Source organism: Paractinoplanes polyasparticus, from assembly GCF_019710575.1.
Lineage (GTDB): Bacteria > Actinomycetota > Actinomycetes > Mycobacteriales > Micromonosporaceae > Actinoplanes > Actinoplanes polyasparticus.
The window spans coordinates 1-24,566 of sequence record NZ_JAHWFK010000038.1; the positions used below are offsets into that span (position 1 = coordinate 1).

Genomic DNA, 24,566 nt, shown 5'->3' on the forward strand with positions numbered 1-24,566 from the left:
GCGACCCGCGGCCCGCGACCGCGCCCTGCGCCCGCGACCTTCGAGCAGGGCTCTGCAATCTGCGAGCAGGGCCCCTGCGACTGGCGCCGCCGAGGCCTCGAGCTGCTGGCCGGCGGCCGCTGCAAATTTCCTGCGTTGTTCATTTCATTGACGAGCATCGGCGGTCGTGTGACCGTGGGCGGCAAGCGCTTTCCCGCATGTCACAGCGGTGTCACCGACCGCCGGAAGGAACTGCCATGCCTCTCTTCCCCGTGGCCTCGCTGGCTACCGCGGCGCTGTTCGCGTTCGCTCCGCCGGCTGCCGGGCCGCCGACGACGAACGTAGGGGGTGCGTCCGGCGGAGCGCCTCCGGCCGCTCTGCAGCTCGCGCGGCAGGGCATCGGCGCCGGTGACGGGTGGGCGTCGGCGGCCGCTGGCACGACGGGCGGCTCGGCCGCGGACGACGCGCACGTATTCGTGGTGCGCAGCCGGGACGAGCTGGTCGCGGCCGTCGCCGGGAACACGCCGAAGATCGTCCTCGTCTCGGGTCGGATCGACCTGCGGGCGGGCCGGACGTGCGACGACTTCGCCGATCCGGACTACTCGCTGGACGCTTTCCTGGCCGCGTACGACCCGGCCGTCTGGGGCCGGGCGGCCGAACCGACCGGGCCGCTCGAGGACGCCCGAGTCCGGTCGGCGCGCGCCCAGGGCGACCAGATCCGCGCGGTCGTCGGCAGCAACACGACAATCGTCGGGATCAACGGTGGGCGGCTCGATCACGGCAGCCTGGTGCTCACCAACGTCAGCAACATCATCGTGCGGAATCTCGAGGTCACCGACGCGGCGGATTGCTTCCCGGCGTGGGATCCGACCGACGGGGCGGCCGGCAACTGGAACTCGCTCTACGACCTGGTCTCGCTCAGCGGCGCGACGAACGTGTGGCTCGACCACAACACGTTCAGCGACGGCAACAACCACGACGCCGACCAGCCGCTGCGCTTCGGCCGGCCCTACCAGGTGCACGACGGCGCGACCGACTTCATCCGCGGCTCGGACCTGATCACGGTCTCCTGGAACGACTACTACGACCACGACAAGACCATGCTGATCGGCTCGACCGACACACCCGGCGTGGACGTGGGCAAGCTGCGCGTCACCGTGCACCACAACCGCTTCGGCAATGTCGTCCAGCGGGCCCCGCGCGTGCGGTTCGGCCAGGTCGACGTCTACAACAACCTGTACGTGGCCACCGACGAGGAGTACAGCTACTCCCTCGGTGCAGGCGTCGAGTCGAGCATCTACGCCGAGAACAACTACTTCCGGCTGAGCGCTGACGTGCCCGCCTCCGACGTCATCGCGTACTGGAAGGGCACCCGGATCACCGCGATCGGGTCGCTGGTGCAGATCTCGGGGCGCACACCCCAGCCGGTCGACCTGGTCGCCGCCTACAACGCCGCCCACGACCCCGACCTCGCCCCTGACGCCGGCTGGACCCCCACCCTGCGCACGCAGGTCCACCCCACGGCCGCCGTCCCGGCCGTCGTCAGTGCCGGGGTGGGCATCCGCCGCATCCTGCGCTGAGGCGGGCACGGACCGCCCACCACGCCGCACGGACCGAGTACCACCGCCGTACGGATCGGGCGCTGCCGCCGCACACCGTCCAGCGCCGTCGCACGGACCGGACGCGGCTGCGGCGGCGGGCGGCAATCGACGCGGCGAGGCCGGGAAATTTAGCAAAACGACGCAGGTCAGGGGCCGGATCGCGCGAGGGCGAAAATGGCTGTTCGCCACTCGGACGAGGTGGTGAACAGGCACGCTGAGGGCATGCAGATCGGCGTGATCGGGGCAGGACAGCACGGCGCGACCCTCGCCGAGTGGTGCGTGGAGGGTGGCCACGATGTGGCCGTGACGTCGCGGCACCCGGAGCGGCTCGGCGCGGTGGTCACCCATCTCGGCGGGCACGGTACGGCGCTGCCGGTGGCCGAGGCGGTCGACTTCGCCGACGTGGTGTTGTTCGCGCCGAACTGGGAGTCCGCGCCCGAGGCGATCGAGCTGGCCGGCGCCGCCCTCAACGGCAAGATCGTCATCGACGCGACCAACCCGGTCGGACCGCTGCCCGGCGGGGCGGCCAGCGGGTTCGAGTCGCTGATGCAGCTCGCGCCCCAGGCGCACTGGGCGAAGGCGCTGAACACCCTGCCGACCAACGTGCTGCAGCACCGCCGCGGCCACGACCCGCTGCTGGCCGAGTTCGTCTGCACCGACCTGCGCGACGCCCGCCAGGCCGCGGCCACGATCATCCGCGACATGGGCTTCGCGCCCTACTACGCGGGCGGCGCCCAGGCGGCCCGGCTCCTCGAGCCCGGCGGCCCGCTGCAGCAGACCGAGGTCGACGTCTTCCACGCGAAGGACGTTCTGGCCGAGGCGCTCACCCTGCGCCCGTGACAACCGCCGATGCGGCCACTCCCAGACCGGGGTGACGAACACCCCGGCGGCCGCTTCCAGCACCGTGAAGGGGTCACACGTCGACGGTGACGAAGGCCTTTCCGCTGGTGTTCACCACGCGTACGGATTGGACCTGTGCGGGGTCGATGAGGGCGCTCCCGTTGAGCGTCGTGCCCCCGGACTCGCCGGCCGGTGAGACCAGCCAGCTGCCGGCGAAGGCCGTCGAACCGTCGCGGCCGACCACTTCGAGCACACACTTCTCACCGGCCGGGATGCCACCGACGGTGGCCGTCACCCGTACCCAGCCGGCCGCGGGCGTCACCGCCACCTGCATCCGGGCGCCGGTGGCCGCGTCGGTGCCCGACCCGAGCTGGGCGCCGGCCGGTACCGACAGGGTCGCGGAGGGCTGGGCGACCGGCGTCGACTCGGGGGCCGTGCCCCGCCCGACCAGCACGCCGCCGCCGATTGCGAGGACGACGGCCGCGGCGGCGATGGACGTGACCGTGGCCAGCCGGCGGTAGCGGCGACCGGACGACTCGCGGCGCACCTGGCGCAGCGTGCGCTGCAGAAGCAGGTCGGCGTCGTCGGGCGGGCCGTCGAGCAGCATCTCCTCGGGGACGCCGCCCAGCTGGTCGGACCACTGGCGGAGCGAGTCACGCTCGGCGCGGCACTCGGCGCAGCCGGCCAGGTGCTCGTCGGCCTCGGCCTTCTCGTCCTCGGAGAGCATTTCCAGCAGGTAGCCGGCCAGGTCGACGTGGTCGTTGGTCGGGTTCGCCCTTTCCGGCGTAGTCATGATGCCAACCGTTCCGTGCCGGCCTCGCGCAAGGCCCGCAACGCATAGAAGGACCGCGATTTCACTGTGCCCGGCGGGATGCCGAGCACCTCGGCCGCCTCGGCCACCGTGTTGCCTTTCAGATACACCTGTTCGAGCACCTCGCGGTGCTCGGTGGAGAGCCGGCTGAGCGCGTCGACGACAACCATCGACGTGACCACCTGGTCGGAGTGGTCCTGCTCCACCGCGGCGTCGGGCGGGCTCTCGGCCACCTCGGGGGGCCGGCGGTTCCGGGCGCGGATCTGATCCAGGACGATGTTGCGGCAGACCGTGAGCAGCCAGCCCCGCACGGACCCCTTGCCGTTGTTGAGGCTGTCGGGGTGCCGCCAGGCGCGGACCAGCGCCTCCTGGACCACGTCCTCGGCGGCGGCGCGGTCGCGGGTCAGCTGCGTGGCGTACGCGAGCATGGCTCGTCCGTGTTCCTGGAACAACGATCTGACCAGCGCCTCATCGGCCACCTCCCGGTGCGGTCTCTGTCTGCTCGACGGCATCCGTCTCTCTCCCCGCGGCACTCTTTCCCGTGCCGTCTCCTTCGCAGGCTTGTGACGACATCGATGAAAGTACTGTGCTGCGGCTACCGGGAATACGTGCCCCTGGGCCTCCGCGGATCAGATTCTCGAGAAAGTGGCACATCCCGGTGAACCGCTGCGAGAGGCCCGGCGTGTGGAGGTCATCCCCTTTGGACGGGCACCACCGGCACGAGATGGAGCTAGCCATGATCAAGCGGAGCAGGACGATCTACGCCGTAACCATGCTGGCCGCTCTGGCGAGTGTCGCAGCGTGCGGCAGCCAGGCCGCGCCGACCGACGCGGCGGCCGATCTGCCGGTGCCGGTGGCGGTGCAGCAGTCAGCAGCCCCGCTCAACCCGCAGGGCCCGGGTGAGCTGCCGGAACTGGCGGGCGCCGAGCCGCCGGTGGCCGAGGAGACGCTCCCGGCCACCGAGGAGGCACAGGCGCAGGAGGACGAACAGGCCGCTCCGGAGCCCGCGGCGTCGCCCACGGTCGCCAAGAAGCAGCGGTGGGTCAAGATCTTCAGCGGCCCCTCGCAGCAGGACATCATCCCGCCGAAGTCGCGGACGGACGGCAGCAAGACGGTCGAGCTGAACACCACCGACAACGAGCAGATCGGCACGTACGTGACCGACGGGGCCGGGCGGACGCTCTACCGGTTCGACAACGACACGAACAAGCCGCCGAAGACCAACTGCAAGGGTGACTGCGCGACCGCCTGGCCGCCGCTGCTCATCCGCTCCCCCGGCAAGATCTTCCCGGACGGCGTCGACCCCGAGATCGTCGGCTTCGTCGAGCGCGGCGACGGGACGTGCCAGGTGACGATCAACGGCTGGCCGGTCTACTACTTCGTCGCCGACGCCAAGGCGGGCGACATCAGCGGCCAGGGCCTGAACGGCAAGTGGTTCGCCATCAAGCCGGACGGCGGCAAGACCGCGGCGACACCCGGCCCACTCGCCTCGAGCGGCACCAAGTAGAGCCGACAAAGCCAGCAACGCACATCGGGGGCGCGCCCGGCGGTTCAGCAACCGCCGGGCGCGTTTTTGCCCGCGCGCCGCCACTCCGGCCCGGGTGAAGCGCGCGCCGCCACTCCGGCCCGGGCGGCGAAGGCAACCCGATAACGTGGCCCGAATGGATCGAGATCTTTCCGGCGTACGCGATCTCGCCGCCGACCTGGCCGTGCGGGCCGGCCGGTTGCAGCTCGAGCGGCGCGACACCCTGCGCGTAGGGGCACCCAAGGCACACGCCAACGACGTCGTCAGCGACGTCGACATCGCCAGCGAGCGGCTGATCGTCGAGGCGATTCACGCGGTCTGGCCCGACGACGCCGTGCAGGCGGAGGAGGGCAGCAGCCGGGCCGGCGCCAGCGGCTGGAACTGGGTGATCGATCCGCTCGACGGCACCCGGAACTACATCAGCCGTACGGGACCCTGGTCGGTCTGCGTCGCGCTGTACGAGGGTGACGAGCCGCGGGTGGCGGTCGCGCACGAGCCCGTCGCGAACGAGACGTTCAGCGCGATCGACGGCGGCGGCGCCTTTCTGAACGGTGAGAAGATCACCGTGTCGGGCGGGCCGCCGCTGGCCGAGGCGCTGGTGGGCGTCAGCTTCCAGCCCAATCCGGCGACCAAGGAACGCACGGGCAAGGTGATCCGGGAGCTGCTGCCGGTCTGCGGCGACATCCGCCGGCTGCCGGCCGCGCTGAACCTGGTCTACCTGGCGGCCGGCCGGCTGGACGGCGGTCTGGCCCTCGACACGAACTTGTGGGACATCGCCGCCGGCGCGCTGATCGCGCGCGAGGCGGGCGTGGTCCTCGGCGGCCGGGGCGACGACTTCACGACCGACCTCACCGTGGGTGCCGCTCCGGCGCTGTGGCCGGCGTTGTCGGAGCGGGTGCGCGCGGCGGCATAGGGCCGACCGGCAACACTGCGGCCGCGGTTGCCGGCGACGTCTCCCTCGACTGCCCACCCGTCTGAGGCACCCGACGCGTTCCTGAGCATCACCACATCCGGCCCTTGGATATGGGGTGTTCGGATGATCGGCAGTGGGACGGTTTTCGTGATCTCCCACCCGTTCGGGTGAGTTTGGACAAGGGGGTGGCGGGGGCAAGTGAGGCGGGCGTTGCCGGTGGCCTGGGATGGTCGCCCGTGGAGAAGGAGCCTCGTACATGTCTGTCCTCACCGCTTCAGCCGACACGGACACCGCGAGTGAGCTGATCACCGCGATGGCGTCGCTGCCTGCCGGGCATCCGTCGCGGGCCGAGCTGCGGGACCGGGCGATCGAGGCCTGGCTGCCGCTGGGGCGTCACCTCGCGCAGCGGTACGCCGGGCGCGGTGAGCCGGCGGACGACCTGTTCCAGGTGGCCGTGGTCGGTCTGATCAAGGCGGTCGACCGGTGGGACGCCGACCGCGGGGTCGACTTCGCGGGGTACGCGATCCCGACCATCGTCGGGGAGATCAAGCGGCACTTCCGGGACCGCACCTGGTCGGTGCGGGTGCCGCGGCGGCTGCAGGAGATGCGGCTCGCCATCACCGCCGCCAACGCGACGCTCAGCAACGAGCTGGGCCGGGCCGCCACCGTGGCCGACATCGCCACCCACCTCGGGGTCACCGAGGAAGAGGTGCTCGAGGGCCTGGAAGGCGCCCGCGCCTACAACGCCACGAGCCTCTCCACCCCGGTCAGCGCCGACGGCACGACCGAGCTCGGCGACACCCTCGGCGGCGAGGACCGCGAGTTCGAGGCGGCCGAGTTCCGGGTCGCGCTCGGTCCCGCCCTGGCCACCCTGAACGAGCGCGAGCAGCGGATCGTCCACCTGCGCTTCTACGGCAACCTGACGCAGACCCAGATCGCCGAGCAGGTCGGCATCTCCCAGATGCACGTGTCCCGGCTGCTCAGCCGGGCCCTGGTCAAGCTGCGGAGCCACCTCGGCGAGCAGTGATCAGGGCGGACTGCAGCCAGCGGTACGAGTCTCTCGGCGTACGGACCTGGGTGTCGAAGTCGACCTCGACGAGCCCGAACCGCTGGCTGTAGCCCTCGGCCCACTCGAAGTTGTCGAGCAGGGACCAGACGAAATACCCGCGCACGTCGACCCCGGCGGCGATGGCGTCGTGCACGGCCCGCAGGTGGCCGTCCAGGTAGTCGACGCGGAACTGGTCGTGGACGCCGGGCGCGGTCGAGCAGCCGTTCTCGGTGATGTGGATCGGGGGCAGCGCCTCGCCGTACGTCTCGCGCAGGCCGGTCAGCAGGTCGGTCAGCCCGGACGGGACGACCGGCCAGCCGAACGCGGTGGTCGGGTAGCCCTCGATCGGTTGCACCTCGAACGGCAGCGGGGAATCCTCGCCCGGGGCGCCGACCTGGGTGGGGTTGTAGTAGTTGATGCCGAGCGCGTCGAGCGGCGTGCTGATCACCGCCAGGTCGCCGTCGCGGACGAGGTCGCCCAGGGCGTCGGCGAGGAAGTCGGGGTACGAGCCGAGCAGCACCGGATCGTTGAAGAGCCGGTTGTGAAAGGCGTCGTACACGGCCGCGGCGGTGACGTCACCCGCGTCCTCGCCGGCCGGCTGGACCGGCGTGCAGTTGTTGGTGATCATCACCTCGGACGCGCCCGCCGCGCGCAACGCCCGCGCGGCCAGCCCGTGGCCGAGCAGTTGGTGGTGCGCGACGGGCAGCGCGTCGAGCATGAGGGTGCGGCCGGGGGCGTGACTGCCGTACGCGTACCCCTGGGCCATGTGCACGATCGGCTCGTTGAGGGTGATCCACCGGCGGACCCGGTCGCCGAGGCGGGTGACCACGTGCGAGGCGTAGTCGGCGAAGTACGAGGCCGTGTCGCGGTTCAGCCAGCCGCCCCGATCCTCCAGAGCCTGCGGCAGATCCCAGTGGAACAGCGTCGGCACCGGCACGATGCCCTTTTCGAGCAGCGCGTCGACCACTCGGTCGTAGAAGTCGAGGCCGGCCCGGTTGGGCACGCCCGATCCGGTCGGCTGCACCCGGGGCCAGGCGATCGAGAACCGGTACGCATCGACGCCCAGATCGGCCAGCAGGGCGATGTCCTCGGGATAGCGGTGGTAGTGGTCGCAGGCGACGTCGCCGGTGTCGCCGTGGAGCGTCCTGCCCTCGGTGTGCGAGAACGTGTCCCAGATGGAAGGGCCGCGCCCGTCGGAGTGCACGGCCCCCTCGATCTGGTACGAGGCCGTCGAGCAGCCGAAGACGAATCCGTCGGGAAAGCGGGGCAGCGCATCCACCATGTGCTGACCCTAATCAGCTGCCGGCGCTGCCGCTCGCGGTGGTCGGCGCCCAGCGCCTGGACGTTGCCGGTTGAATCATGATGTTCTTGGGCTCATGACCGTCGACGGGGAACGTCTGTCCGAGCTCGCGCACCGCAACCTGCTGGGCGTCTTCGCCGAGCGCGACCCGCAGAAACGCGCGGCCGTGATCGCCGAGATCTACGCCGAGCACGTCACCTTCTCCGACCCCGACGAGGTCGTGGTGGGCCGCGACGCGCTCGGCGCCAAGGCGCAACGGCTGCTCGACCAGGCGCCGGATTTCGTGTTCAGCGCGGCCGGCCCGGTGCGGACCAGCGGCAACCTGGCCATGCTGGCCTGGCGTCTCGGCCCCGAGGGACAGCTGCCGGTGGCCGCCGGCCTGGACATCTCGATCGTCGAGGACGACCGGATCACCCACCTCTACACGATGCTCGACCCGCCGGTGGCCTGAGGTGGAGCTGCTCGACGAGCTGGTCGCCCGCTACGACGTGCCGGGCGCGGCCGTCGCGGTGGGCCACGGCGATACGCTGATCGAGGCGGCGACCGGGGTGCTCAACCGGGACACCGGGGTCGAGGCCACCGCCGACAGCGTGTTCCAGATCGGCTCGGTCACCAAGGTGTGGACGGCGGCGCTGGTCATGCAGCTCGTCGACCAGGGGCTGGTCGAGCTGGACGAGCCGGTGCGGCGCTATCTGCCGGCCTTCGCGGTGGTCGATCCGGAGGCGAGCGCGACGGTCACCGTCCGGCAGTTGCTGCTGCACACCGGCGGCTTCGACGGCGATCTGTTCGAGGACACCGGCCGCGGCGACGAGGCGCTCGACCGCTATCTGGAGTATCTGCGTGACCACGCCACGCAGGTGTCGCCACCGGGTGAGCTGTATTCATACTCCAACTCGGGGTACGCCGTGCTGGGGGCGCTGGTGGCGAGCCTGCGCGGCGACGTCTTCGAGTCGGTGCTGCGCGAGCGGCTGATCGAGCCGCTGGGCGCCGGCCACATGGCGCTGCTGGCCGAGGAGGCGATCCTGTTCCGGGCCGCGGCCGGTCACGTGCGCGGCGAGGTGGCCCGGCCCTGGCAGATGCCCCGATCGCTCGCGCCGGCCGGCGCCACCGCCTGTGCAGCGCCACGTGACCTCGTACGGTTCGGCCGCCTCTTCCTCGACGGCGGCGGGACGCTGCTTTCGCCCGGTTCGGTCGCGGCCATGACGTCACGGCAGCTCACATTGCCCGGGGTGCCCGTGCACGGCGCGGGGCATCGTGGGCTGGGTGTCACGCTGTTCGAGTGGGACGGCGCCGCGGCGTACGGCCACGACGGCGACACGATCGGGCAGGCGACCGTGTGGCGCGTCGTCCCGGATCACGACCTCGTCGTCGCCATCTGCGCCACCGGCGCGGGATCGGTCGGCTTCTTCGACGAGTTGCTCGCCGGCATCGTGCGCGAGCGGACCGGCCTGACCATCCCGGCTCGCCCGGTGCCGCCGGCCGGCCCGCACGCGCCCGGCCCGGCGCGGTTCGCCGGCCGCTACGACTTCCCCCTGGGTTCGTACGAGATAGTGCCGGCCGACGACGGCCTCGAGGTGACCGCCAGCCCGCGCGGACTCGCCGCCGCGGCCGGCGAAAGCCCGGGCACCCGCCGCTACGTCGCCCTGGCCGGCACGACGTTCATCAGCACCGAGCCGTCCCAGGGATGCTTCGACACGTTCACGATCCTGGGCGACGGCCGGTATCTGTTCGGCGGCCGGCTGGCCCGCCGGGTCGTGCCGACCTGACAGCTTCCTGACTTCCGCTCGCCAGGCTGATCGCTCGGCCCGGGAGCGACCAGCACCCGAGCGAGAAGCTCGGGCGCGACCGGCGACCCGGGCGGGAAGCTCGGGAGCGACCAGCGCCCCGGGCGGGAAGCGAGGACAGTCCATGCGCAGACACCTGTGGGCGGCGAGCGCGATCGCGCTGGTGGCGCTGTCGGGCTGCGGCGAGCCGGCGAAGGAACAGGGCGCCAAGGTGGCCACGCTCGCCAGCGCGGCTGCGGAACCGTCGGAAAAGGCCTCGGCCAAGCCGCAGCGGCCGCGGGAACGGCTCGACACCACGCCCGAGGAGTACGAGGCCATGCTCGTGCCCTACAACAAGTGCATGAAGGAGCACGGCGGCTTTGTGAAGGGCGGGGCCGGCTCGGGCAGCGAGCTGCGGCCCGCGGAGAAGGCCGAGATGGACAAGAGCGAGGAGGCCAACCGGATCTGCGAGCCGCAGTTCCTGCCGCTGCCGCCCTGGGAGAAGGATCCGGCCAATCCGGAGGCCCGGGACTTCGCGCGCGATGTGGTCGCCTGCCTGAAGGACAAGGGCGTCAAGTTCGTCGCGGTCTCCGACGACGGCATCAGCGTGGCGCTGGGCGGCGAGCAGAACGACTCGCGCTCGATCCGCAAGGGCCTGGAGCTGATGCCCGAGTGCGAGCGCCAGGTCGCCGCGAAGAAGTGAGTTTCGGGTGCGGCGGCCGTCAGCGGCCGCCGCATCCTGCTGTCAGACGGTGGCGAGCGCTTGCGTCGGGGTCAGGCGAGCCGCCCGTACGCAGGGATACACGCCCGCCAGCACGCCGATGACCACGGCGCCGCCCACCCCGGCCAGCGCCGCCTCGGCCGGGACGACCAGCGGCCAGTCCTGCCAGCGGGCGTAGCCGAGGGTGGCCAGCAGGCCCAGCGTCGTGCCGCCGAGACCGCCGGCCGTGGCCAGCAGCACCGACTCGGTGAGGAACTGGCCGCGGATCTGCCCCCGGGTGGCGCCCAGCGCGCGCCGCAGGCCGATCTCCGAGCGCCGTTCGAGCACCGACACCACCATCGTGTTGGCCACCCCGATGCCGCCGATGACCAGCGCCACCACGGCCAGCGCCAGGAACAGCACCGAGAAGCTGCTCTCGGTGGCCCGCTTGGCCGCCAGCGCGTCGGAGGGCCGGGTGACGACCACCGCGCCCGGCCGTTCCGGGGAGACCGTCTCGGCCAGGACGGCCCGCACCGCTTCCAGTTGGGGCTCGTCGCACTGCACATAGAGGACGGTCGGGCTGCCGTCGAAGTCCAGGTGGGCCTCGGCCGCGGGCCAGCCGACCAGCACCGACCGGTCGATGTCGGGCGAGAGCGGGGTGGTGGCCAGGATCCCGACCACGGTGAACCCACGGTCGGCGATCACCACCTGGGGTGTCGGGCGGCCGGGGATCAGGTCGGTGATCCCGAGCCGGGAGGCCGCCACCGAGCCGAGTACCACGGCCGGGAAGCGCTCGGTGGCCGGGGTGAGCCAGCGGCCGCGCCGGATCCGCGCGTCGATCGTGGGCAGCAGGTCGAGCCGGCTGGCCAGCACGGTCAGGCCCAGGCCGTCGGCCGGGTCGGTGCGATCGTTGCGGCGTACGAGGGTGTGGGTGTTGGCCACCGCGCTGACCGCCGTGACCGGGCCGATCCGGCGGACCATCTCCACCGCCGACTCGGGCAGCGGGGCCGGCGGTTCGACGTCGGGCCGCGCCACCGCCTGCAACGCGTTGGTGCCGAGCGCGTCGAGCTCCTCGACCAGCGCGGCCTGGCTGGACGCCGGGATGCCGGTCACCACGAGCATGGTGGCGATGCCGATCGCGATGCCCAGCCCGGACAACGCCGCCCGGGCGGGCCGGGTCCGCAGGCCGAGCAGGCCCAGGCCGAACAGGTCCAGCGGCCTCATGCCGGCGCCGCCGTGACCTCGTCGCGGACGACCCGCCCGTCGCGCATCTCGATCCGGCGGGGCATCGAGGCCGCGATGTCCCGGTCGTGGGTGATGAGCGCGATGGTCGTGCCCTCCTCGTTGAGCCGGCGCAGCAGTTCGAGGACGGCGTGCCCGTTCGCACTGTCCAGAGCGCCGGTGGGTTCGTCGGCCAGCACGAGCGAGGGCCGGTTGACCAGCGCGCGGGCGATCGCGACGCGCTGCCGTTCGCCGCCTGAGAGCTGCTGCGGGCGGTGCGAGGACCGGTGGGCCAGGCCGACCCGGTCCAGCGCGTGCAGGGCGCGCTCCCGCCGGTGGCGGCGCGGCACTCCGGCGTACAGCAGGCCGGTGGCGACGTTCTCGGCTGCGCTCAGCCCGTCGGCCAGGTGGAACTGCTGGAAGACGAAGCCGATCTCGCGGGCCCGCAGGGCGGACAGGTGGCGGTCGCGCAGGGTGGCGACGTCGCGCCCGGCGATCCGCACGGTGCCGGTGGTGGGCCGGTCGAGCGTGCCGGCGATGTTCAGCAGGGTCGACTTGCCCGAGCCGGACGGGCCCACGATGGCCACGAGCTCGCCCGCGTCCACGTCGAGGCTCACGCCGGCCAGCGCGGTCACGCCGCCCGGATAGACCATCCCGGCCCCGCGTACGGACAGGACGGGCGTGCTCACGAGGCCACGACCACGGTCATGTCCTCGGTCAGGCCGGGGCCGCTCACCTGCACCCAGCCGCCGGCGAACATGCCGGTCTTGACGGAGACCAAACCCTGCGGTCCCTGCACGGCGTAACCGCCCTCGCTGAGCGCCACGAGCGCCTCGATCGGCACGGCCAGGATCTTTTTCGCCGTACGCCCGGGGAACCTGACCTCGACCTCGGCCGAGTCCAGCCGCGCGATGCTCCGGGGATCGTCGACCACCACGGAGACCGTGAGCTTGGGCGCTTCGCCGTCGCCGGCGGTCAGGTCGCGGCCCACGGCGGTGACCCGGGCCCTGACCGTACGGTCGTCGGGCAGCGCGACGCTCACCCGGGCGCCCCGCGTCAGCTTGGCCGCGTCGCCCAGCTCGGCCGCCACGGTGATCACCTTGCGGGTCGAGGTGACGGTCATCAGCTCCGCGGCGGCGGGAACGCCGGGTTGCACGGTCAGCGACTCCACCCGTACGGCCCCGGCCTGCACTTCGACGTCGCCCACCGCGACCGTCCCGGTGACCGGCCGCCCGAGATCCCGCTGCCATCTCTTGATCGCGGCCGTCAGGGCCGGGGTCAACACGCTCTCGCCGGCCGGCGTGTTCGCGGGCCGGCGGCCGACCCGGTAGCCCAGCGCCCGCAGGTTGTCCGCGATGATCCGCACGTCCCGCCCCGACATGAGCGGCGTGGCGATGGGCCGGTAGAGCGGCATCCCGCCGTAGAACAGCACCACCGGCGCGTCGTCGGCCCGGAACACCTGCCGACCCCGTTTGATCGTCTTGCCCACGGGCGGCAGCCAGGTCACCGTGGCCGTCGTGTGCCCGGCGAGCGGGCGGGCCGAGCCGTAGCCGATGCGGCCGGGCAGCGACGTCGTGGTGGACAGGTCCCGGCGCTCGACCCGCACGGTCGCGACCTGCGCGCTCTGCTCGGCCACCGGCGTCCGGCCGGCTTCGCGGTCACGGGTCAGGACGAAGACGGCCGCGGCGGCCAGGACGACCACCGCCAGGACGCCGGTCGTGATTTTGCGGTAAGGCATGGTTGAGCAGCGTGTCCGGCGATCGTCAGGATCCTGTCAGGTATCGCCGGATCCGGGCCGGCCCTTTCCCGGCCGACCTATAGTCGCCGCCATGTGCGCGAAGGTGCTGGTCGCCGAGGACGACCCCCGGCAGGCCGAGGTCGTGCGGCGTTACCTGACCGCGGCGGGACACGAGACGCTGGTCGTGCACGACGGGCGGGCCGCGCTCGACGAGGCCCGGCGGTGGCGGCCGGGCCTGCTGGTGCTGGACGTGATGATGCCCGGCCTGGACGGGCTGCGCGTGTGCCGCACGCTGCGCCAGGAGTCGGACGTGCTGGTGCTGATGCTGACCGCCCGGGCCACCGAGGACGACCTGCTGCTCGGCCTGGAGCTCGGCGCGGACGACTACCTGACCAAGCCGTACAGCCCGCGCGAGCTGATGGCCCGGGTGCGGACGCTGCTGCGGCGGGCGCCGGCCGGGCCGGACGGGCCCGGGCCGCGGCGGATCGGCCGGCTCGCCGTGGATCTGGCCCGCCACCACGTGACGGTCGACGGCGAACCGGTCGAGTGCACCCGGGGCGAGTTCGCCATCCTGGCCGCGCTGGCCGACCAGCCGGACCGGGTGTTCACGCGCGCCCAGCTGCTGCACCACACCCGCGGCATCGACCGCAGCTCGACCGAGCGCACCATCGACATGCACGTGCTCAACCTGCGCCGCAAGATCGAGTCCGATCCGCAGCAGCCCACCCGATTGGTCACCGTCTACGGGGTGGGCTACAAGCTTTCTTCCGGTACGCCGTGAGAGCGGCCCGGGTGCCGCTGAGGCACAGCCTCGTGACCCGGCTGCTGGTCACCTCGGTGCTGATCGCGATCGCGGCCACCGTGGCGACGGCGTGGCTCGCGGCCCGCACCGCCACCCGCGCGATCACCCAGGAACAGGGCCGCTCGCTCACCGCCGAGAAGGGCGTCTACGACCTGCTGACCGGCTACGCGGCCACGCACGCCGACTGGTCCGGGGCGGGCGGCCTGATCGACGCCCGGGCGGCCGAGCTGGGTCGCCGGATCACGCTGATGACGCCCGACCGGACCGTGATCGCCGACTCGGGCGGCGGGTCCTCCCTGCGTACGGCCCGGCCGTCGGCTCTGGTCGACCCGCTCGCCCTCGACCTGGGCCTCGTCGGGGGCGACGAGCGGATCGACGCCCGGGCCGCCGGGCCGTTCCGGGTGCCGGCAGCCGAGCGACCGCTGCTGCAGAAGGCGGCCTCCGACGCGTTGGCCTGTGTGCGCGGCACCGGCATCGGGGCCACGGTGGAACAGCTGCCCAGCGGCCGACCGGCGATCACCCTGGCCACGCCCGACCCCGCCGCCGCCGGTTGCGTGTCCTCGCTGCGCGACCTGACGACCAGGAGCGAGGCGAAGGCCCTGCGGACGCTCGGCCGGTCCACCGCGCGCTGCCTGAAGATTCCGGTGAACTACACGGTGTACGTCGCCCCGGACTTCTCGGCCGTGCTGGGAAAGTCCGGGATCGACGGCGGCGGGCCCCAGGACCAGATCGTCCCGTCCGAGTCGCTGTTCCAGTCGACGAGGACGAAGGACGTCGCCCGCATCCGCACCTGCCTCGACAGTTCGCGGCGCGCCATGCTGCGGAAGTACGTGGCGCCGCCCGCCCTGCTGTTCGTCACCGACCCCGGCGCCGGCGCCGACCGGACCCGGTTCACGCTGTCACCGGCCAACACGGCCCGGATCGTGGCCACCACCGGCGCCGTGCTGCTGGTCACCATCGTCGTGACCGTGCTGGTCGGCCGGCGCCTGGTACGACCGCTGCGCGCGCTGACCGTGGCCGCCGACCAGCACACGCCGGCCGCGGTCTCCCGGCAGGACGAGATCGGCCTGCTGGCCCGGGCCCTCCACGACTCGGCCGAACGCCGGGACCGGGCCGAGACCCAGCGGCGGGCGATGGTCAGCGACGTGGCCCACGAGCTGCGGACCCCGCTGACCAACATCCGCAGCTGGCTCGAGGCGGCCCAGGACGACCTGGCGCCGACGGACGCTCAGCTGCTCACGCTGCTGCACGAGGAGGCGGTGCAGCTGCAGCACATCATCGACGACCTGAGCGACCTGGCCGCGGCCGACGCCGGCACGCTGCGGGTGCACCCGGCGCCCACGGTGCTGCGCGACCTGCTGGCCCAGGTGGCCGAGGCGCACCGGGCCGCCGCGGACACCGCCGGCGTACGCCTGGAGACCGCGACCGACGGCGATCCGGTGCTCCGCGCCGACCCGGTGCGCCTGCGCCAGCTGCTGGGCAACCTGGTCTCGAACGCGATCCGCTACACCCCGCCCGGCGGCTCGGTGACGGTGCGGGCCCACGGCTCCACCATCACCGTCCGCGACACCGGGGTGGGCATCAGCCCCGACAACCTACCGAAGATCTTCGACCGCTTCTGGCGGGCCGACACCTCGCGCAGCCGGGCCACCGGCGGCAGCGGCCTGGGCTTGCCCATCGCCCGCAAGCTGGCCGAAGCCCACGGCGGCACACTGACCGCCGACAGCACTCCCGGCGCCGGAACCACCTTCACCGTCCGGCTGCCCGGTCAGGAGAACAGGGCGCTGTAGCCGTTCAGGGCGGGCTGGCCGCCGAGGTGGGCATAGAGCACAGTGGAGTCGCGGGGGATTTCGGCCCGCGAGACCAGATCGATCAGGGCGGCCATCGACTTGCCCTCGTAGACCGGGTCGGTGACCATGCCCTCGGTGCGGGCGGCCAGCCGCATGGCGTCCAGGGTCGCCTCGTCGGGGATGCCGTAGGTGCCGGCGTGGTAGCGGTCGTCGAGCAGGATCTCGTCGTCCGTCAGGTCGCGGGTCACGCCGATCAGCGACGCGGTGTCGCGGGCGATGCGGGCGACCTGGGCGTGGGTCTCGGCGGGCTTGGCGCTGGCGTCGATGCCCAGCACGCGGCGGGGCCGGGAGCCGGCGTCGCGCAGGGCGGCGAACCCGGCGATCATGCCGGCCTGGGTGCTGCCGGTGACCGAGCAGACGATGACGGTGTCGAAGAAGACGCCCAGCTCGGCCTCCTGCACCTCCACCTCGTACGCCCAATTGGCGAAGCCGAGACCGCCGAGCCGGTGGTCGGAAGCGCCGGCCGGGATCGCGTAGGGCTTGCCGCCGGACGCCTCGATGTCGCGCAACGCCTGTTCCCAGCTCTCCTTGAAGCCGATGCCGAACTCGGAGCGCACCAGCCGCACCTCGGCCCCGGCCAGGCGGCTGATCAGGATGTTGCCGACCTTGTCGTAGACGGAGTCGGGCCACTCGACCCAGCTCTCCTGCACCAGCACGCACTTGAGGCCGGCCCGGGCGGCGACCGCGGCGACCTGACGGGTGTGGTTGGACTGGACGCCCCCGATCGAAACCAGCGTGTCGCAGCCCTGGGCCAGCGCGTCGGCGACCAGGTATTCGAGCTTGCGGGTCTTGTTGCCGCCGTAGGCGATGCCGGAGTTGCAGTCCTCGCGCTTGGCCCAGACGGCGGCGCCGCCCAGGTGGGCCGTGAGACGGTCGAGCCGGTGCACCGGGGACGGGCCGAACAGCAGCGGGTAGCGCTCGAAATCAATGGCCATGGTCGTCGTCTCCCAGGTTTTCCAGCGACCGCCAGATCAGGCCGGTCATCTCGGTTGCCGTCGCGGCATCGCCGGCAGCGCAGGCGGCGATCAGGTCGTCGTGCCGCTCGACGGAGCGGCGGGCGTGGTCGCGGCCGAACTGGAGACGTTCGAGGCGGCGGATCAGCGGGGTGTAGCGCTCGATGGTGGCGGCCAGGGCGCGGTTGCCGCTGGCGCGCACCAGCACACCGTGCAGGTCGTCGTCGGCTGCCATGGCAGCGTCGATGTCACCGGCGCGCGCGGCTGCCTCGAAGCGCTCGTTGGCGGCTCGCATCCGCGCGATGTCGTCCGCGCCGAGAGCCCCGACCGTCGCCGACGCGGCCAGCTCGTGCATCGCCCGCACCACGGCGGCGGCGTCGCGCACCTCGCTCGGCGCAACCCGGGTCACCCGCGTGTAGCTCTGCGGCTTCGTCTCGACCAGGCCCTCGTCGGCCAGCCGGGCCAGAGCGTCGCGCACCGGGGCTCGCGACAGGCCGAGCCGATCGGCCAGCTCGGCGCTGTTCACCGCTGCCCCCGGCGCGAGGTCGCCGCGCACCACGGCGTCGCGAATCGCTTCGTACGCCGTCTCACGCAGCAGCCTGCGGTGCACCCGTTCCACGACTGAAATGTTAGATGTCAGACGTGGCGAAAGCTAGCTCCGCCCGTAATTCAAGCGGATCTCCGGGGCAGCCCGAGCCCAGGTTGCCGCGCTAGATTGCGAGAAGAACTCGGGAACGGCCTTGGGGGCGGAACATGGGTGAGCGCCGGTGATGACTCCGACGCAGCTGCGCGCCTACTCCGCCGTCGTCCGGCTGGGCTCGGTCAAACAGGCGGCGGCCCACCTGTCGGTCTCCGAGTCCGCGATCTCGCTGCACATCGGCCAGCTGCGGCGCGAGCTCGGCGATCAGCTCTTCTCCCGTACGGCGGCCGGGCTGGCCTTCACTCCCGGCGGCCTGCGACTGGCCAGCCGCGCGACCGAACTGCTCGGCCTGCAGGACATCACGGTGCTCGAAGTGAGCGCGGCCGGTCGCGGCCGCCGTCTGCTGCGGGTGGGCGCCTCGAGCCTGTTCGCCGAGCACGCGGCGCCCGGCCTGATCGAGCGCTTCGCCGCCCGCGCCGACGACCTCGATCTGGAACTCAGCGTCCGCGACCCCGGCTCGTTCGAGGCGCTGCTGCTGAGCCGCACGATCGACATCGCCATCGGCCCGCCGCCCGCGGTGCTCGATCCCGCGCTCACTGCCCGCCCGGTCATGAACTACCGCGTCGTGGTCGTGACCGGGCCCGACAACCCGATCGTCCATCTGCGCCCGTCGGCCGCCCAGCTGCGCGACCAGACGTGGCTGCTCGGCCCGTCGGCCACCGCCGGCTCGGGCGCCATCCCCGACCTGCTGGCCCGGCTGGGCGTCCCCGAGGAACGCCAGCACATCTATCAGAGCAACGCCGCCGCCCTCGAGGAAGCCAAGCGCGGCAAGGGAGTGACCCCCGCCCTGTCGTTCGCCGTGGCCCCCGACATCCGCAACGGCAGCGTGATCCAGCTGCCCAGCCCGCACGCCGTCCTCGAGGCCGGCTGGCACGCCCTGACCCGCCTCGACCAGGGCGTCCCCTCCCCCGCCGCCGAGCTGTGCCGCTTCGCCTCCACCCCCCGAGCCATCCAGGCCATGATGCGCGGCGCCGGCGCCAAGGCCGGCCACTTCCGCCCGTCCGTCCACGTGACCCTCTGGAGCTGACACGCCCGCTCAGCGACCGGCGACGGTAGGGATCAGGATGGGCAGATTGATGGCCAGGTGCAGGAGCATGCAGGCGATCAGGTTGCGGCGCCAGACGAACAGAACGTAGAGCGCCAGCGTGCCGGAGGCCTGGTAGAGCAGCCACGACGGCGAGAAGAAGACCAGGTGCGGCGCCACGAACAGCGGAACCGTGATCGCCAGGGCCGGCCAGGTGCGGCCGGTGAGCTCGGTGAGACGCTCGATCGGATAGCCGCGGTAGAGGACCTCCTCGAAGACTGCCGCCGAGAGGACGAGGGCGACCACCGCGAGGACGGGCATGGCAGTGATGGTGGCGGTTCCGTCGTCGTCCGGCGGGGGCCGGATGGTGCGGACCAGCCAGGCCCAGGCCATGTGGCAGCCGAAGAGGATGAGCGCCCACTCGAGATCTTTGCCGGTGGGCCGGACCAGGCGGATGGAATCCAGGCGCCGCCGCTCGACGCCATAGATGTAGGCGACGAGCAGGACGACCGCAAGGGCGTTCCAGAGGATCGAGGAAGCGGGGCCGGTGACACCGATGCCGGCATCGGCCGCTCGCGCCAGCGGGGGCAACCACATCGGGAGGTAGGCCAGAACCAGGCCGAGGGGGATCCTGGCCGCGGCTTTCATTTTGCTAGAGTAGCCGCTCTAGAGCGATCGCTCTACTGGAAAGGAAACCACCATGGGTCGCATCGTCGACGAGAGGCGTCACACCGAACGGCGCGATGCCATCCTGAGCGAGGCTTACCGGCAGTTCGCGGTCTCGGGCTACGACCGCACCAGCACGGCGTCGATCTGTCGTGGCGCCGGCATCTCGTCGGGCACGTTCTTCCACTACTTCCCGACGAAGCTCGATGCCCTGGTCGGCGTGCTCACCGCCGGGCTGCAACAGACACGCCAGGCGCTGTCCCGGATCGAGAGCGACGGCACCGGTCTGGGCGCAGTTCTCGCGTACGCGGGCAGCTTGCAAACCGAGATGGCCGACCCGCACTTCGGCGGTTTCGTCCACGCCGTCGCCGGCGTCGAACTGCTGCCCGAGGTGGCCGCAGTGCTCGACGACGAGTCCACGCTGATCAGGGCGTTCCTCGTCCGGCACCTTTCCGAGGCGTCCGCCCGTTCCGAGATCAGAACCGACGTCACGCCCGAACACCTGGCCCGGTATACACAGTGGCTCCTCGACGGCGCCGCCCAGCACGCCACCGCCCCCGACGCCCTGCTCGGCGACGCGGTCGAAGCCGTCCGCGCCCTCCTCATCCCGTCCTGAGCAGGCGTTGCGGGGCGGGGTGTCAGCGGCGTGGGGCGGGGGTGTTCAGGTGCTGGAGCAGGTGAGCGGCTCGGGTCAGGTCCTGGAACGTGGCTGCGGGGAGCAGGCGGTCGCAGTACGGCAGGGCTGCCGCCATGCCGGCGACCGTGGGGAGGAAGCCGGGAGCGCTCGCTCGTGGGTTCAGCCAGAGGATGCGGTGGGCTCGGCGGCGCAGGCGGGACATGGCGGCGTCCATCCGGGCCGGTGGGTCGCTGTCCCAGCCGTCGGAGGCGACTATCACCAGGGCGCCGCGCAGGGTGTTGCCGTGGTGGGAATCCAGGACTGCGGCGAGGTTGGTCGCGATCTTCGTGCCGCCGAAGCGGTCGGTCACCAGGGCGCCGGCTCGGGCGATGGCTTCTGCGGCTGAGGCGTGGCGCAGGGTGGGGGTCAGGCGGGTCAGGGTGGTGGCGAAGGCGAACACCTCGGCGTCGGCCACCAGGGTGAAGGCGCGCATGAGGTGCAGGTAGGCGGTCGCCTGGGCGCGCATGGATTCGCTCACGTCGCACAGCAGGACGGCTCGGCGGGGGCGGCGGACGGGACGTTCACGGACCAGCGCCACCGGCTCCCACGCGGTGCGGCGGGCGCGGGCGATCGTCGGGCGCAGGGCGATGCGGCGGCCGGCGGGGTCGGCCGCGTGGCGGCGGGTGCGACGGGTGGGCCAGCGGGTGAGGGTGGCTCGCAGGGCCTCGCCGAGCAGTTCCGTCTGGGTGGCGTCGAGGTCCTCGAAGGGGAGTTCGGCCAGGGCGGCCAGGGCGCTGGGTCGGCGTTCGGGCGTGTGCAGCGTCGCGTCGGTGGGGTCGGCCGGGGCCACCGCCGGGGGCAGGGTCGCCCAGGGCAGGCCGCGGCCGTCGGCCGGCGGCTGGGTGTCGGCGGGGACGGGGACGTGTACGTCGTCCCGGCGAGCGGGGGTGTTGCCGGCTTGGCGGGTCAGGGGCAGGGGCGGGGCGTCGGCGAAGACCGCGGCGAACACCTCGTCGAAGACCGCCAGGTCGGGCTGGCGGCGGACCAGGGCTATCCGGGCCGTCCAGTAGAGCGTGTTCACCGAGAGGGGCGGGCTCACTTCGATCGCGTGGACGAAGTCGCCGGTCTCGGTGAGGCCGGTGGGCAGGCCGGCACGGCGCAGGCGGTCGACCAGGGCCACGGCGAGGGCGGCCCGGTCGGTGCCACGGAGCAGCACCGGCCGGGCCGGCGGCGGGCTTCCCGGGCCGGGGTGCCGGGGTGCCGCGCCGGAGGGAGGCTCAGCGCCGGCCAAGGAGCCACGCGATGACGGCGATGATGACGGCCACGACGACGCCGAGCGGGATCAGCCGCTTGTAGACCGAGCTGCCCGCCACGGCCAGCAGATCCAGCGCCTCGGGCTCGACGCCGGCGGCGGCCGGCGTCGTTGTCGGTGCGGGTGGCGTGGTGGTTGCGGGCGGAGCCGTGACCGCTGCCGGTTCCGTCGTCGTGGAGGCGGCCAAGGGCTCGCTGCCGGCGACCGCGGGGGTGGCCGGCTCGGCCGCGCCCGGATCGGCCGGAACGAGGTTCGCGGTGAGCGTCTCGGGGCTGGGAGCCTCGGCGCTGGGCCGCTGCCCGGGCACGCCGGGTGCCACTACCGCCGCCGTTCCCGGGGCAGTATCGACCGCGGCGGCCGAGGGGGCCTCCGTGGTGGGCGACGGGGCGGCCGGGGCGACCCCATTCGTCGACTCGGCCCGGGCGGGCGCGGCGGCGGGCTGGTCGGCGGCCAGTTTGGCTTCGAGGTTGGCCACGAACTGGGCCAGCAGCTTGTTGGAGATCTCCTTGATCATGCCGCTGCCGAACTGGGCCAGCTTGCCGCTGATCTTCAGGTCGGTGTCGACGGTGACGAGCGTGCTGTCGCCGGCGGGGGTCAGCGCCGCGGTGACCAGGGCCGCGGCGTTGCCGCCGGCCCGGGAGTCGCGGCCCTTGGCGTCGATCACCGCGCGGTACTTCTCGTCGTCCTTCTCGGTGAACTGGGCCGTGCCGGCGAAGTCGGAGATCACCGGGCCCACCTTCACCTTGACCTGGCCCCGGTAGACGTCGCCGTCGACCCCGGTCAGCTGGGCGCCGGGCAGGCACGGAGCGATCCCGGGAAGGTCGGTCAGCGCCTGCCATGCGCGGTCGATCGGGGTGTGCACGGTGAACTCATTGGTGATCTTCATGGGGTCTCCTGGTGGACGGCGAGAGCGACGGCGGCCCGGTCGTCGGGGGTCTTGGCGATCGTGCCGAGGGTGCCGATGACCGCGGCGTCGGTCAGGTCGGTGACGCCGAGCGCGGACAGGGCCGACACCCAGTCGATCGTCTCGGCCAGGCCGGGCGCCTTGTCGAGCTCGAGACCGCGTACGCGCCCGATGAACTCGGCGGCGCTGCGGATGAGCGGCTCCGTGGCCCCGGGCACGGACCGCCGGACGATCTCGGCGGCGCGGGCGGGGGCGGGGAATTCGATCCAGTGGTACAGGCATCGGCGGCGCAGAGCGTCGTGCAGGTCGCGGCTGCGGTTGGAGGTGAGCACCACGACCGGCGGCCGCAGCGCGGTGAACGTGCCCAGTTCGGGCACGGTGATCGCGGCCTCGCCGAGGAACTCGAACAGCAACGCCTCGAACTCGTCGTCGGCCCGGTCGATCTCGTCGATGAGCAACACCGGCGGCGTCGGCCCGGCATGGCGTACGGCTCGGAGAATGGGCCTTTCCTGCAGGAACTCGGCGGTGAACAGGTCGGCGTCGGACAGCTTCTCCTGTTTGGCCTCGGCCAGCCTGATCGCGAGCAGCTGCCGCTGGTAGTTCCACTCGTAGAGGGCCTCCCCGGCGGTCAGCCCCTCGTAACACTGCAACCGGATGAACGGCGTCCGCAAGGCGAGCGCCAGCGCCTTGGCGGCAGCGGTCTTGCCGACGCCCGGCTCCCCTTCGAGCAGCAGCGGCTTGCCGAGCCGCAGCGCGAGGAACACCGCCATGGCCAGGCCGTCGTCGACCAGATAATCCACGGCGTCGAGCCGGGCCCGTACGTCGGACGCGTCCTTCACCGAGCCTCACCGGCCAGCAGACGCGCGTAGTCCTCGCGCGTGTCCACGTCGATCGGCACCGGCCCGGACACCGGCACCTCGGTCACCGCGTACGCGCCGGAGTGCAGCAGCTTCCACACCGCCTTGTCGCCGTGCAGTTCCGTGAGGTCGCCGAACACGCTGCGGCGGAACAGGAAAGGATGCCCGAGCCCGTGGTCGTAGCGGCACACGGCGATCGGTGTCGGCGCGCCCAGCATTGCTTTCACCGACGAAGCGAGTACGCCGGGCTGGTCGCCGAGCAGCAGCACCAGCGAGCCACCCCGCACCCGCGGGATGGCCGACGACACCGAAGATCCACACCCCGATGAGTACAAAGGGTTCTCGATCACCGTGCAGCCGGCGAGATCGACCCGGTCGCGTACCTGTGCGGCCGACCCGCCGACGGTGACCAGCAACTGGTCGAAGCCGCAGGAGCGCGCAACGTCGAGGGTGGCGTCGAGCAAAGTACGGCCGTGGAAGGGAAGCAGTTGCTTGGCCTCCCCCAGCCGCAGCGAGCCGCCCGCCGCGAGCACCAGACCGGTGACACCCATCGGCTAGCCCGCCACGAAGCTGTCGCGGCACCCCACCCGGCAGAACCAGTAGTCCTGCCCGTCGACGACAGCGTGCGGAGTGTCGTCGTCGATGAAGACGGTCATGCCGCAGACGGGGTCGATCGCTTGACGAGGCGGGCCCGCCGAGATCGTGACGAGTGCCGGCCCGGAGGTCGAAGGCATCGCAGCATCGGCGCGCAGCTCGCGGACGATCTCGGCCAGGATCGAGAGCGCGATCTCCTTGGGCGTACGGGCCCCGATGTCGATCCCGGCGTGTGGGCGCACCCGGGTCCGCTCGTCCGGGGTGAGCCCCATCCCGTCCAGCACCACGGCGCCCCGCTTGTGGCTGGCCACCAGGGCCACGTACGGCACCCCGGCGTCCAGCGCTGCGCGGATCGCCCGCTCCTCGTCGCGCCCGAGCCCGGCCACCACCACGGCCACCGCCCCCTCGAAAGAGGCCGCCGGCGCCACTTCGAAATCCAGATACGAAGCCAGGTCGCCGACCGCGCGGGAGATCGGCGTGGTGCCCACCACCCCGAGCAGCGGCCTGGGAAGCACCGGGCGCAGGAAGATCTCGATCGCCCCGCCCGAATGGCACGGGTTGACCACGACCAGCGCCCCGGGCGATTCCGGGAACTCCGCGTTGTCTTCCGGCAGCACGCGCAGCAGCACCGTGTTGCCGTCCTTCAGCGAGTCGAGCGCCGCCGCCCGTACGGAGCTCTCGGCGCACACCCCGCCCACGAACCCCTCGATGGAGCCGTCGTCGAGGATCACCGCGTCGTCGCCGGGCCGCGCCGAGGTCGGTTCCTGGGCGCGGACGACCGTCGCGTGCACGAACGGGCGGCGCGCCTGGGACAGGTCGGCGACGCGTTCAGCAACAGAAGACATGAGC

General features: G+C 72.4%; 26 protein-coding genes. 12 read left to right on the forward strand and 14 right to left on the reverse strand.

Features of this window, described 5'->3' with window-relative positions; translation table 11 throughout:
* Positions 1 to 236 precede the first annotated feature (236 nt).
* Together KXC43_RS32980 and KXC43_RS32985 are read left to right on the forward strand one after the other, a co-directional pair.
* Complete coding sequence (locus tag KXC43_RS32980) at positions 237 to 1,559, forward strand: pectate lyase family protein (RefSeq protein ID WP_221380123.1); 1,323 nt, start codon at positions 237 to 239, stop codon at positions 1,557 to 1,559.
* Positions 1,560 to 1,802: 243 nt separating this feature from the next.
* Positions 1,803 to 2,420: an NADPH-dependent F420 reductase gene (locus tag KXC43_RS32985; RefSeq protein ID WP_221380124.1), complete on the forward strand. Its 618-nt coding sequence runs from the start codon at positions 1,803 to 1,805 to the stop codon at positions 2,418 to 2,420.
* Between the two features lie 73 nt (positions 2,421 to 2,493).
* On the opposite strand, the gene KXC43_RS32990 is transcribed toward KXC43_RS32985, so the two are convergent.
* Both KXC43_RS32990 and KXC43_RS32995 read right to left on the reverse strand, forming a co-directional pair.
* On the reverse strand, positions 2,494 to 3,213 hold the full coding sequence (locus KXC43_RS32990; protein ID WP_221380125.1) for an anti-sigma factor family protein: 720 nt from the start codon (positions 3,211 to 3,213) through the stop codon (positions 2,494 to 2,496).
* Complete coding sequence (locus KXC43_RS32995) at positions 3,210 to 3,743, reverse strand: sigma-70 family RNA polymerase sigma factor (RefSeq protein WP_221380126.1); 534 nt, start codon at positions 3,741 to 3,743, stop codon at positions 3,210 to 3,212. Before KXC43_RS32995 ends, KXC43_RS32990 begins: the two co-directional genes overlap by 4 nt.
* 224 nt (positions 3,744 to 3,967) lie before the next feature.
* On the opposite strand from KXC43_RS32995, the gene KXC43_RS33000 reads away from it, so the two are divergent.
* From KXC43_RS33000 to KXC43_RS33010, 3 genes are all read left to right on the forward strand, one after another.
* Positions 3,968 to 4,738, forward strand: coding sequence for a COG4315 family predicted lipoprotein (locus KXC43_RS33000; protein WP_221380127.1), 771 nt, complete (start codon positions 3,968 to 3,970; stop codon positions 4,736 to 4,738).
* A 154-nt stretch (positions 4,739 to 4,892) separates the two neighbouring features.
* Entirely contained in the window at positions 4,893 to 5,669 is a 777-nt protein-coding gene (locus KXC43_RS33005) for an inositol monophosphatase family protein (RefSeq protein WP_221380128.1), read from the forward strand.
* A gap of 256 nt (positions 5,670 to 5,925) precedes the next feature.
* Positions 5,926 to 6,696, forward strand: coding sequence for a SigB/SigF/SigG family RNA polymerase sigma factor (locus KXC43_RS33010; protein ID WP_221380129.1), 771 nt, complete (start codon positions 5,926 to 5,928; stop codon positions 6,694 to 6,696).
* On the opposite strand, the gene KXC43_RS33015 is transcribed toward KXC43_RS33010, so the two are convergent.
* Complete coding sequence (locus tag KXC43_RS33015) at positions 6,665 to 7,999, reverse strand: GH1 family beta-glucosidase (RefSeq protein WP_221380130.1); 1,335 nt, start codon at positions 7,997 to 7,999, stop codon at positions 6,665 to 6,667. The genes KXC43_RS33010 and KXC43_RS33015 overlap by 32 nt on opposite strands.
* Positions 8,000 to 8,093: 94 nt before the next feature.
* On the opposite strand from KXC43_RS33015, the gene KXC43_RS33020 reads away from it, so the two are divergent.
* The 3 genes from KXC43_RS33020 to KXC43_RS33030 all read left to right on the forward strand — a co-directional run bounded on the left by KXC43_RS33020 (position 8,094) and on the right by KXC43_RS33030 (position 10,483).
* Positions 8,094 to 8,468 carry a nuclear transport factor 2 family protein gene (locus KXC43_RS33020; protein ID WP_221380131.1) on the forward strand — a complete coding sequence of 125 codons (375 nt, stop codon included), beginning with the start codon at positions 8,094 to 8,096 and terminating at the stop codon, positions 8,466 to 8,468.
* A 1-nt stretch (position 8,469) separates the two neighbouring features.
* Positions 8,470 to 9,783 (forward strand): serine hydrolase domain-containing protein, encoded by a 1,314-nt coding sequence (locus KXC43_RS33025; RefSeq protein WP_221380132.1) that lies wholly within the window; start codon positions 8,470 to 8,472, stop codon positions 9,781 to 9,783.
* A 142-nt stretch (positions 9,784 to 9,925) separates the two neighbouring features.
* On the forward strand, positions 9,926 to 10,483 hold the full coding sequence (locus KXC43_RS33030; RefSeq protein ID WP_221380133.1) for a hypothetical protein: 558 nt from the start codon (positions 9,926 to 9,928) through the stop codon (positions 10,481 to 10,483).
* 42 nt (positions 10,484 to 10,525) lie between these two features.
* Here KXC43_RS33030 and KXC43_RS33035 read toward each other — a convergent pair whose 3' ends face one another.
* From KXC43_RS33035 to KXC43_RS33045, 3 genes are read right to left on the reverse strand one after another with little or no spacing between them, the layout of a single operon-like run.
* Complete coding sequence (locus KXC43_RS33035) at positions 10,526 to 11,704, reverse strand: ABC transporter permease (protein ID WP_221380134.1); 1,179 nt, start codon at positions 11,702 to 11,704, stop codon at positions 10,526 to 10,528.
* Positions 11,701 to 12,354, reverse strand: coding sequence for an ABC transporter ATP-binding protein (locus KXC43_RS33040; RefSeq protein ID WP_221380192.1), 654 nt, complete (start codon positions 12,352 to 12,354; stop codon positions 11,701 to 11,703). Before KXC43_RS33040 ends, KXC43_RS33035 begins: the two co-directional genes overlap by 4 nt.
* A 32-nt stretch (positions 12,355 to 12,386) precedes the next feature.
* Complete coding sequence (locus KXC43_RS33045) at positions 12,387 to 13,439, reverse strand: peptidoglycan-binding protein (protein WP_221380135.1); 1,053 nt, start codon at positions 13,437 to 13,439, stop codon at positions 12,387 to 12,389.
* Between the two features lie 91 nt (positions 13,440 to 13,530).
* Here KXC43_RS33045 and KXC43_RS33050 point away from each other — a divergent pair, with 91 nt between their 5' ends.
* Both KXC43_RS33050 and KXC43_RS33055 read left to right on the forward strand, forming a co-directional pair.
* The gene (locus KXC43_RS33050) at positions 13,531 to 14,220 is read left to right on the forward strand and encodes a response regulator transcription factor (RefSeq protein ID WP_221380136.1); all 690 of its coding nucleotides are present in this window, start codon (positions 13,531 to 13,533) and stop codon (positions 14,218 to 14,220) included.
* 32 nt (positions 14,221 to 14,252) lie between these two features.
* The gene (locus KXC43_RS33055; protein WP_308129372.1) at positions 14,253 to 16,031 is read left to right on the forward strand and encodes a sensor histidine kinase; all 1,779 of its coding nucleotides are present in this window, start codon (positions 14,253 to 14,255) and stop codon (positions 16,029 to 16,031) included.
* On the opposite strand, the gene KXC43_RS33060 is transcribed toward KXC43_RS33055, so the two are convergent.
* Together KXC43_RS33060 and KXC43_RS33065 are read right to left on the reverse strand one after the other, a co-directional pair.
* Positions 16,010 to 17,026: a 1-aminocyclopropane-1-carboxylate deaminase gene (locus tag KXC43_RS33060; protein ID WP_221380138.1), complete on the reverse strand. Its 1,017-nt coding sequence runs from the start codon at positions 17,024 to 17,026 to the stop codon at positions 16,010 to 16,012. The two genes, KXC43_RS33055 and KXC43_RS33060, sit on opposite strands and share 22 nt — an antisense overlap.
* The gene (locus tag KXC43_RS33065; protein WP_221380139.1) at positions 17,016 to 17,663 is read right to left on the reverse strand and encodes a GntR family transcriptional regulator; all 648 of its coding nucleotides are present in this window, start codon (positions 17,661 to 17,663) and stop codon (positions 17,016 to 17,018) included. Before KXC43_RS33065 ends, KXC43_RS33060 begins: the two co-directional genes overlap by 11 nt.
* A gap of 151 nt (positions 17,664 to 17,814) precedes the next feature.
* Here KXC43_RS33065 and KXC43_RS33070 point away from each other — a divergent pair, with 151 nt between their 5' ends.
* Positions 17,815 to 18,771 carry a LysR family transcriptional regulator gene (locus KXC43_RS33070; protein WP_221380140.1) on the forward strand — a complete coding sequence of 319 codons (957 nt, stop codon included), beginning with the start codon at positions 17,815 to 17,817 and terminating at the stop codon, positions 18,769 to 18,771.
* 9 nt (positions 18,772 to 18,780) lie between these two features.
* On the opposite strand, the gene KXC43_RS33075 is transcribed toward KXC43_RS33070, so the two are convergent.
* Entirely contained in the window at positions 18,781 to 19,416 is a 636-nt protein-coding gene (locus KXC43_RS33075) for a CPBP family intramembrane glutamic endopeptidase (RefSeq protein WP_221380141.1), read from the reverse strand.
* Positions 19,417 to 19,468: 52 nt separating this feature from the next.
* Here KXC43_RS33075 and KXC43_RS33080 point away from each other — a divergent pair, with 52 nt between their 5' ends.
* A complete protein-coding gene (locus tag KXC43_RS33080) occupies positions 19,469 to 20,050 on the forward strand; it encodes a TetR/AcrR family transcriptional regulator (RefSeq protein ID WP_221380142.1) in 582 nt (193 codons plus the stop codon).
* Between the two features lie 22 nt (positions 20,051 to 20,072).
* On the opposite strand, the gene KXC43_RS33085 is transcribed toward KXC43_RS33080, so the two are convergent.
* Genes KXC43_RS33085 through KXC43_RS33105 form a run of 5 tightly spaced genes read right to left on the reverse strand, consistent with a single transcriptional unit; the run spans position 20,073 to position 24,562 of the window.
* Complete coding sequence (locus KXC43_RS33085) at positions 20,073 to 21,341, reverse strand: vWA domain-containing protein (RefSeq protein ID WP_255645269.1); 1,269 nt, start codon at positions 21,339 to 21,341, stop codon at positions 20,073 to 20,075.
* A complete protein-coding gene (locus tag KXC43_RS33090; RefSeq protein WP_221380143.1) occupies positions 21,328 to 22,248 on the reverse strand; it encodes an SRPBCC family protein in 921 nt (306 codons plus the stop codon). The genes KXC43_RS33085 and KXC43_RS33090 overlap by 14 nt, the downstream gene beginning before the upstream one ends.
* Entirely contained in the window at positions 22,245 to 23,105 is an 861-nt protein-coding gene (locus KXC43_RS33095; RefSeq protein WP_221380144.1) for an AAA family ATPase, read from the reverse strand. The genes KXC43_RS33090 and KXC43_RS33095 overlap by 4 nt, the downstream gene beginning before the upstream one ends.
* Positions 23,102 to 23,674, reverse strand: coding sequence for a nucleotidyltransferase family protein (locus KXC43_RS33100; RefSeq protein WP_221380145.1), 573 nt, complete (start codon positions 23,672 to 23,674; stop codon positions 23,102 to 23,104). Before KXC43_RS33100 ends, KXC43_RS33095 begins: the two co-directional genes overlap by 4 nt.
* 3 nt (positions 23,675 to 23,677) lie before the next feature.
* Positions 23,678 to 24,562, reverse strand: coding sequence for an XdhC family protein (locus tag KXC43_RS33105; RefSeq protein WP_221380146.1), 885 nt, complete (start codon positions 24,560 to 24,562; stop codon positions 23,678 to 23,680).
* Positions 24,563 to 24,566: the final 4 nt, after the last annotated feature.

Bases quoted from the DNA above. Each gene is read 5' to 3' on its own strand.
- KXC43_RS32980 (WP_221380123.1), top strand. From the start codon at position 237: ATGCCTCTCTTCCCCGTGGCCTCGCTGGCTACCGCGGCGCTGTTCGCG.
- KXC43_RS32985 (WP_221380124.1), top strand. From the start codon at position 1,803: ATGCAGATCGGCGTGATCGGGGCAGGACAGCACGGCGCGACCCTCGCC.
- KXC43_RS32990 (WP_221380125.1), bottom strand. From the start codon at position 3,213: ATGACTACGCCGGAAAGGGCGAACCCGACCAACGACCACGTCGACCTG.
- KXC43_RS32995 (WP_221380126.1), bottom strand. From the start codon at position 3,743: ATGCCGTCGAGCAGACAGAGACCGCACCGGGAGGTGGCCGATGAGGCG.
- KXC43_RS33000 (WP_221380127.1), top strand. From the start codon at position 3,968: ATGATCAAGCGGAGCAGGACGATCTACGCCGTAACCATGCTGGCCGCT.
- KXC43_RS33005 (WP_221380128.1), top strand. From the start codon at position 4,893: ATGGATCGAGATCTTTCCGGCGTACGCGATCTCGCCGCCGACCTGGCC.
- KXC43_RS33010 (WP_221380129.1), top strand. From the start codon at position 5,926: ATGTCTGTCCTCACCGCTTCAGCCGACACGGACACCGCGAGTGAGCTG.
- KXC43_RS33015 (WP_221380130.1), bottom strand. From the start codon at position 7,999: ATGGTGGATGCGCTGCCCCGCTTTCCCGACGGATTCGTCTTCGGCTGC.
- KXC43_RS33020 (WP_221380131.1), top strand. From the start codon at position 8,094: ATGACCGTCGACGGGGAACGTCTGTCCGAGCTCGCGCACCGCAACCTG.
- KXC43_RS33030 (WP_221380133.1), top strand. From the start codon at position 9,926: ATGCGCAGACACCTGTGGGCGGCGAGCGCGATCGCGCTGGTGGCGCTG.
- KXC43_RS33035 (WP_221380134.1), bottom strand. From the start codon at position 11,704: ATGAGGCCGCTGGACCTGTTCGGCCTGGGCCTGCTCGGCCTGCGGACC.
- KXC43_RS33040 (WP_221380192.1), bottom strand. From the start codon at position 12,354: ATGGTCTATCCGGGCGGCGTGACCGCGCTGGCCGGCGTGAGCCTCGAC.
- KXC43_RS33045 (WP_221380135.1), bottom strand. From the start codon at position 13,439: ATGCCTTACCGCAAAATCACGACCGGCGTCCTGGCGGTGGTCGTCCTG.
- KXC43_RS33050 (WP_221380136.1), top strand. From the start codon at position 13,531: ATGTGCGCGAAGGTGCTGGTCGCCGAGGACGACCCCCGGCAGGCCGAG.
- KXC43_RS33060 (WP_221380138.1), bottom strand. From the start codon at position 17,026: ATGGCCATTGATTTCGAGCGCTACCCGCTGCTGTTCGGCCCGTCCCCG.
- KXC43_RS33070 (WP_221380140.1), top strand. From the start codon at position 17,815: ATGACTCCGACGCAGCTGCGCGCCTACTCCGCCGTCGTCCGGCTGGGC.
- KXC43_RS33075 (WP_221380141.1), bottom strand. From the start codon at position 19,416: ATGAAAGCCGCGGCCAGGATCCCCCTCGGCCTGGTTCTGGCCTACCTC.
- KXC43_RS33080 (WP_221380142.1), top strand. From the start codon at position 19,469: ATGGGTCGCATCGTCGACGAGAGGCGTCACACCGAACGGCGCGATGCC.
- KXC43_RS33090 (WP_221380143.1), bottom strand. From the start codon at position 22,248: ATGAAGATCACCAATGAGTTCACCGTGCACACCCCGATCGACCGCGCA.
- KXC43_RS33100 (WP_221380145.1), bottom strand. From the start codon at position 23,674: ATGGGTGTCACCGGTCTGGTGCTCGCGGCGGGCGGCTCGCTGCGGCTG.
- KXC43_RS33105 (WP_221380146.1), bottom strand. From the start codon at position 24,562: ATGTCTTCTGTTGCTGAACGCGTCGCCGACCTGTCCCAGGCGCGCCGC.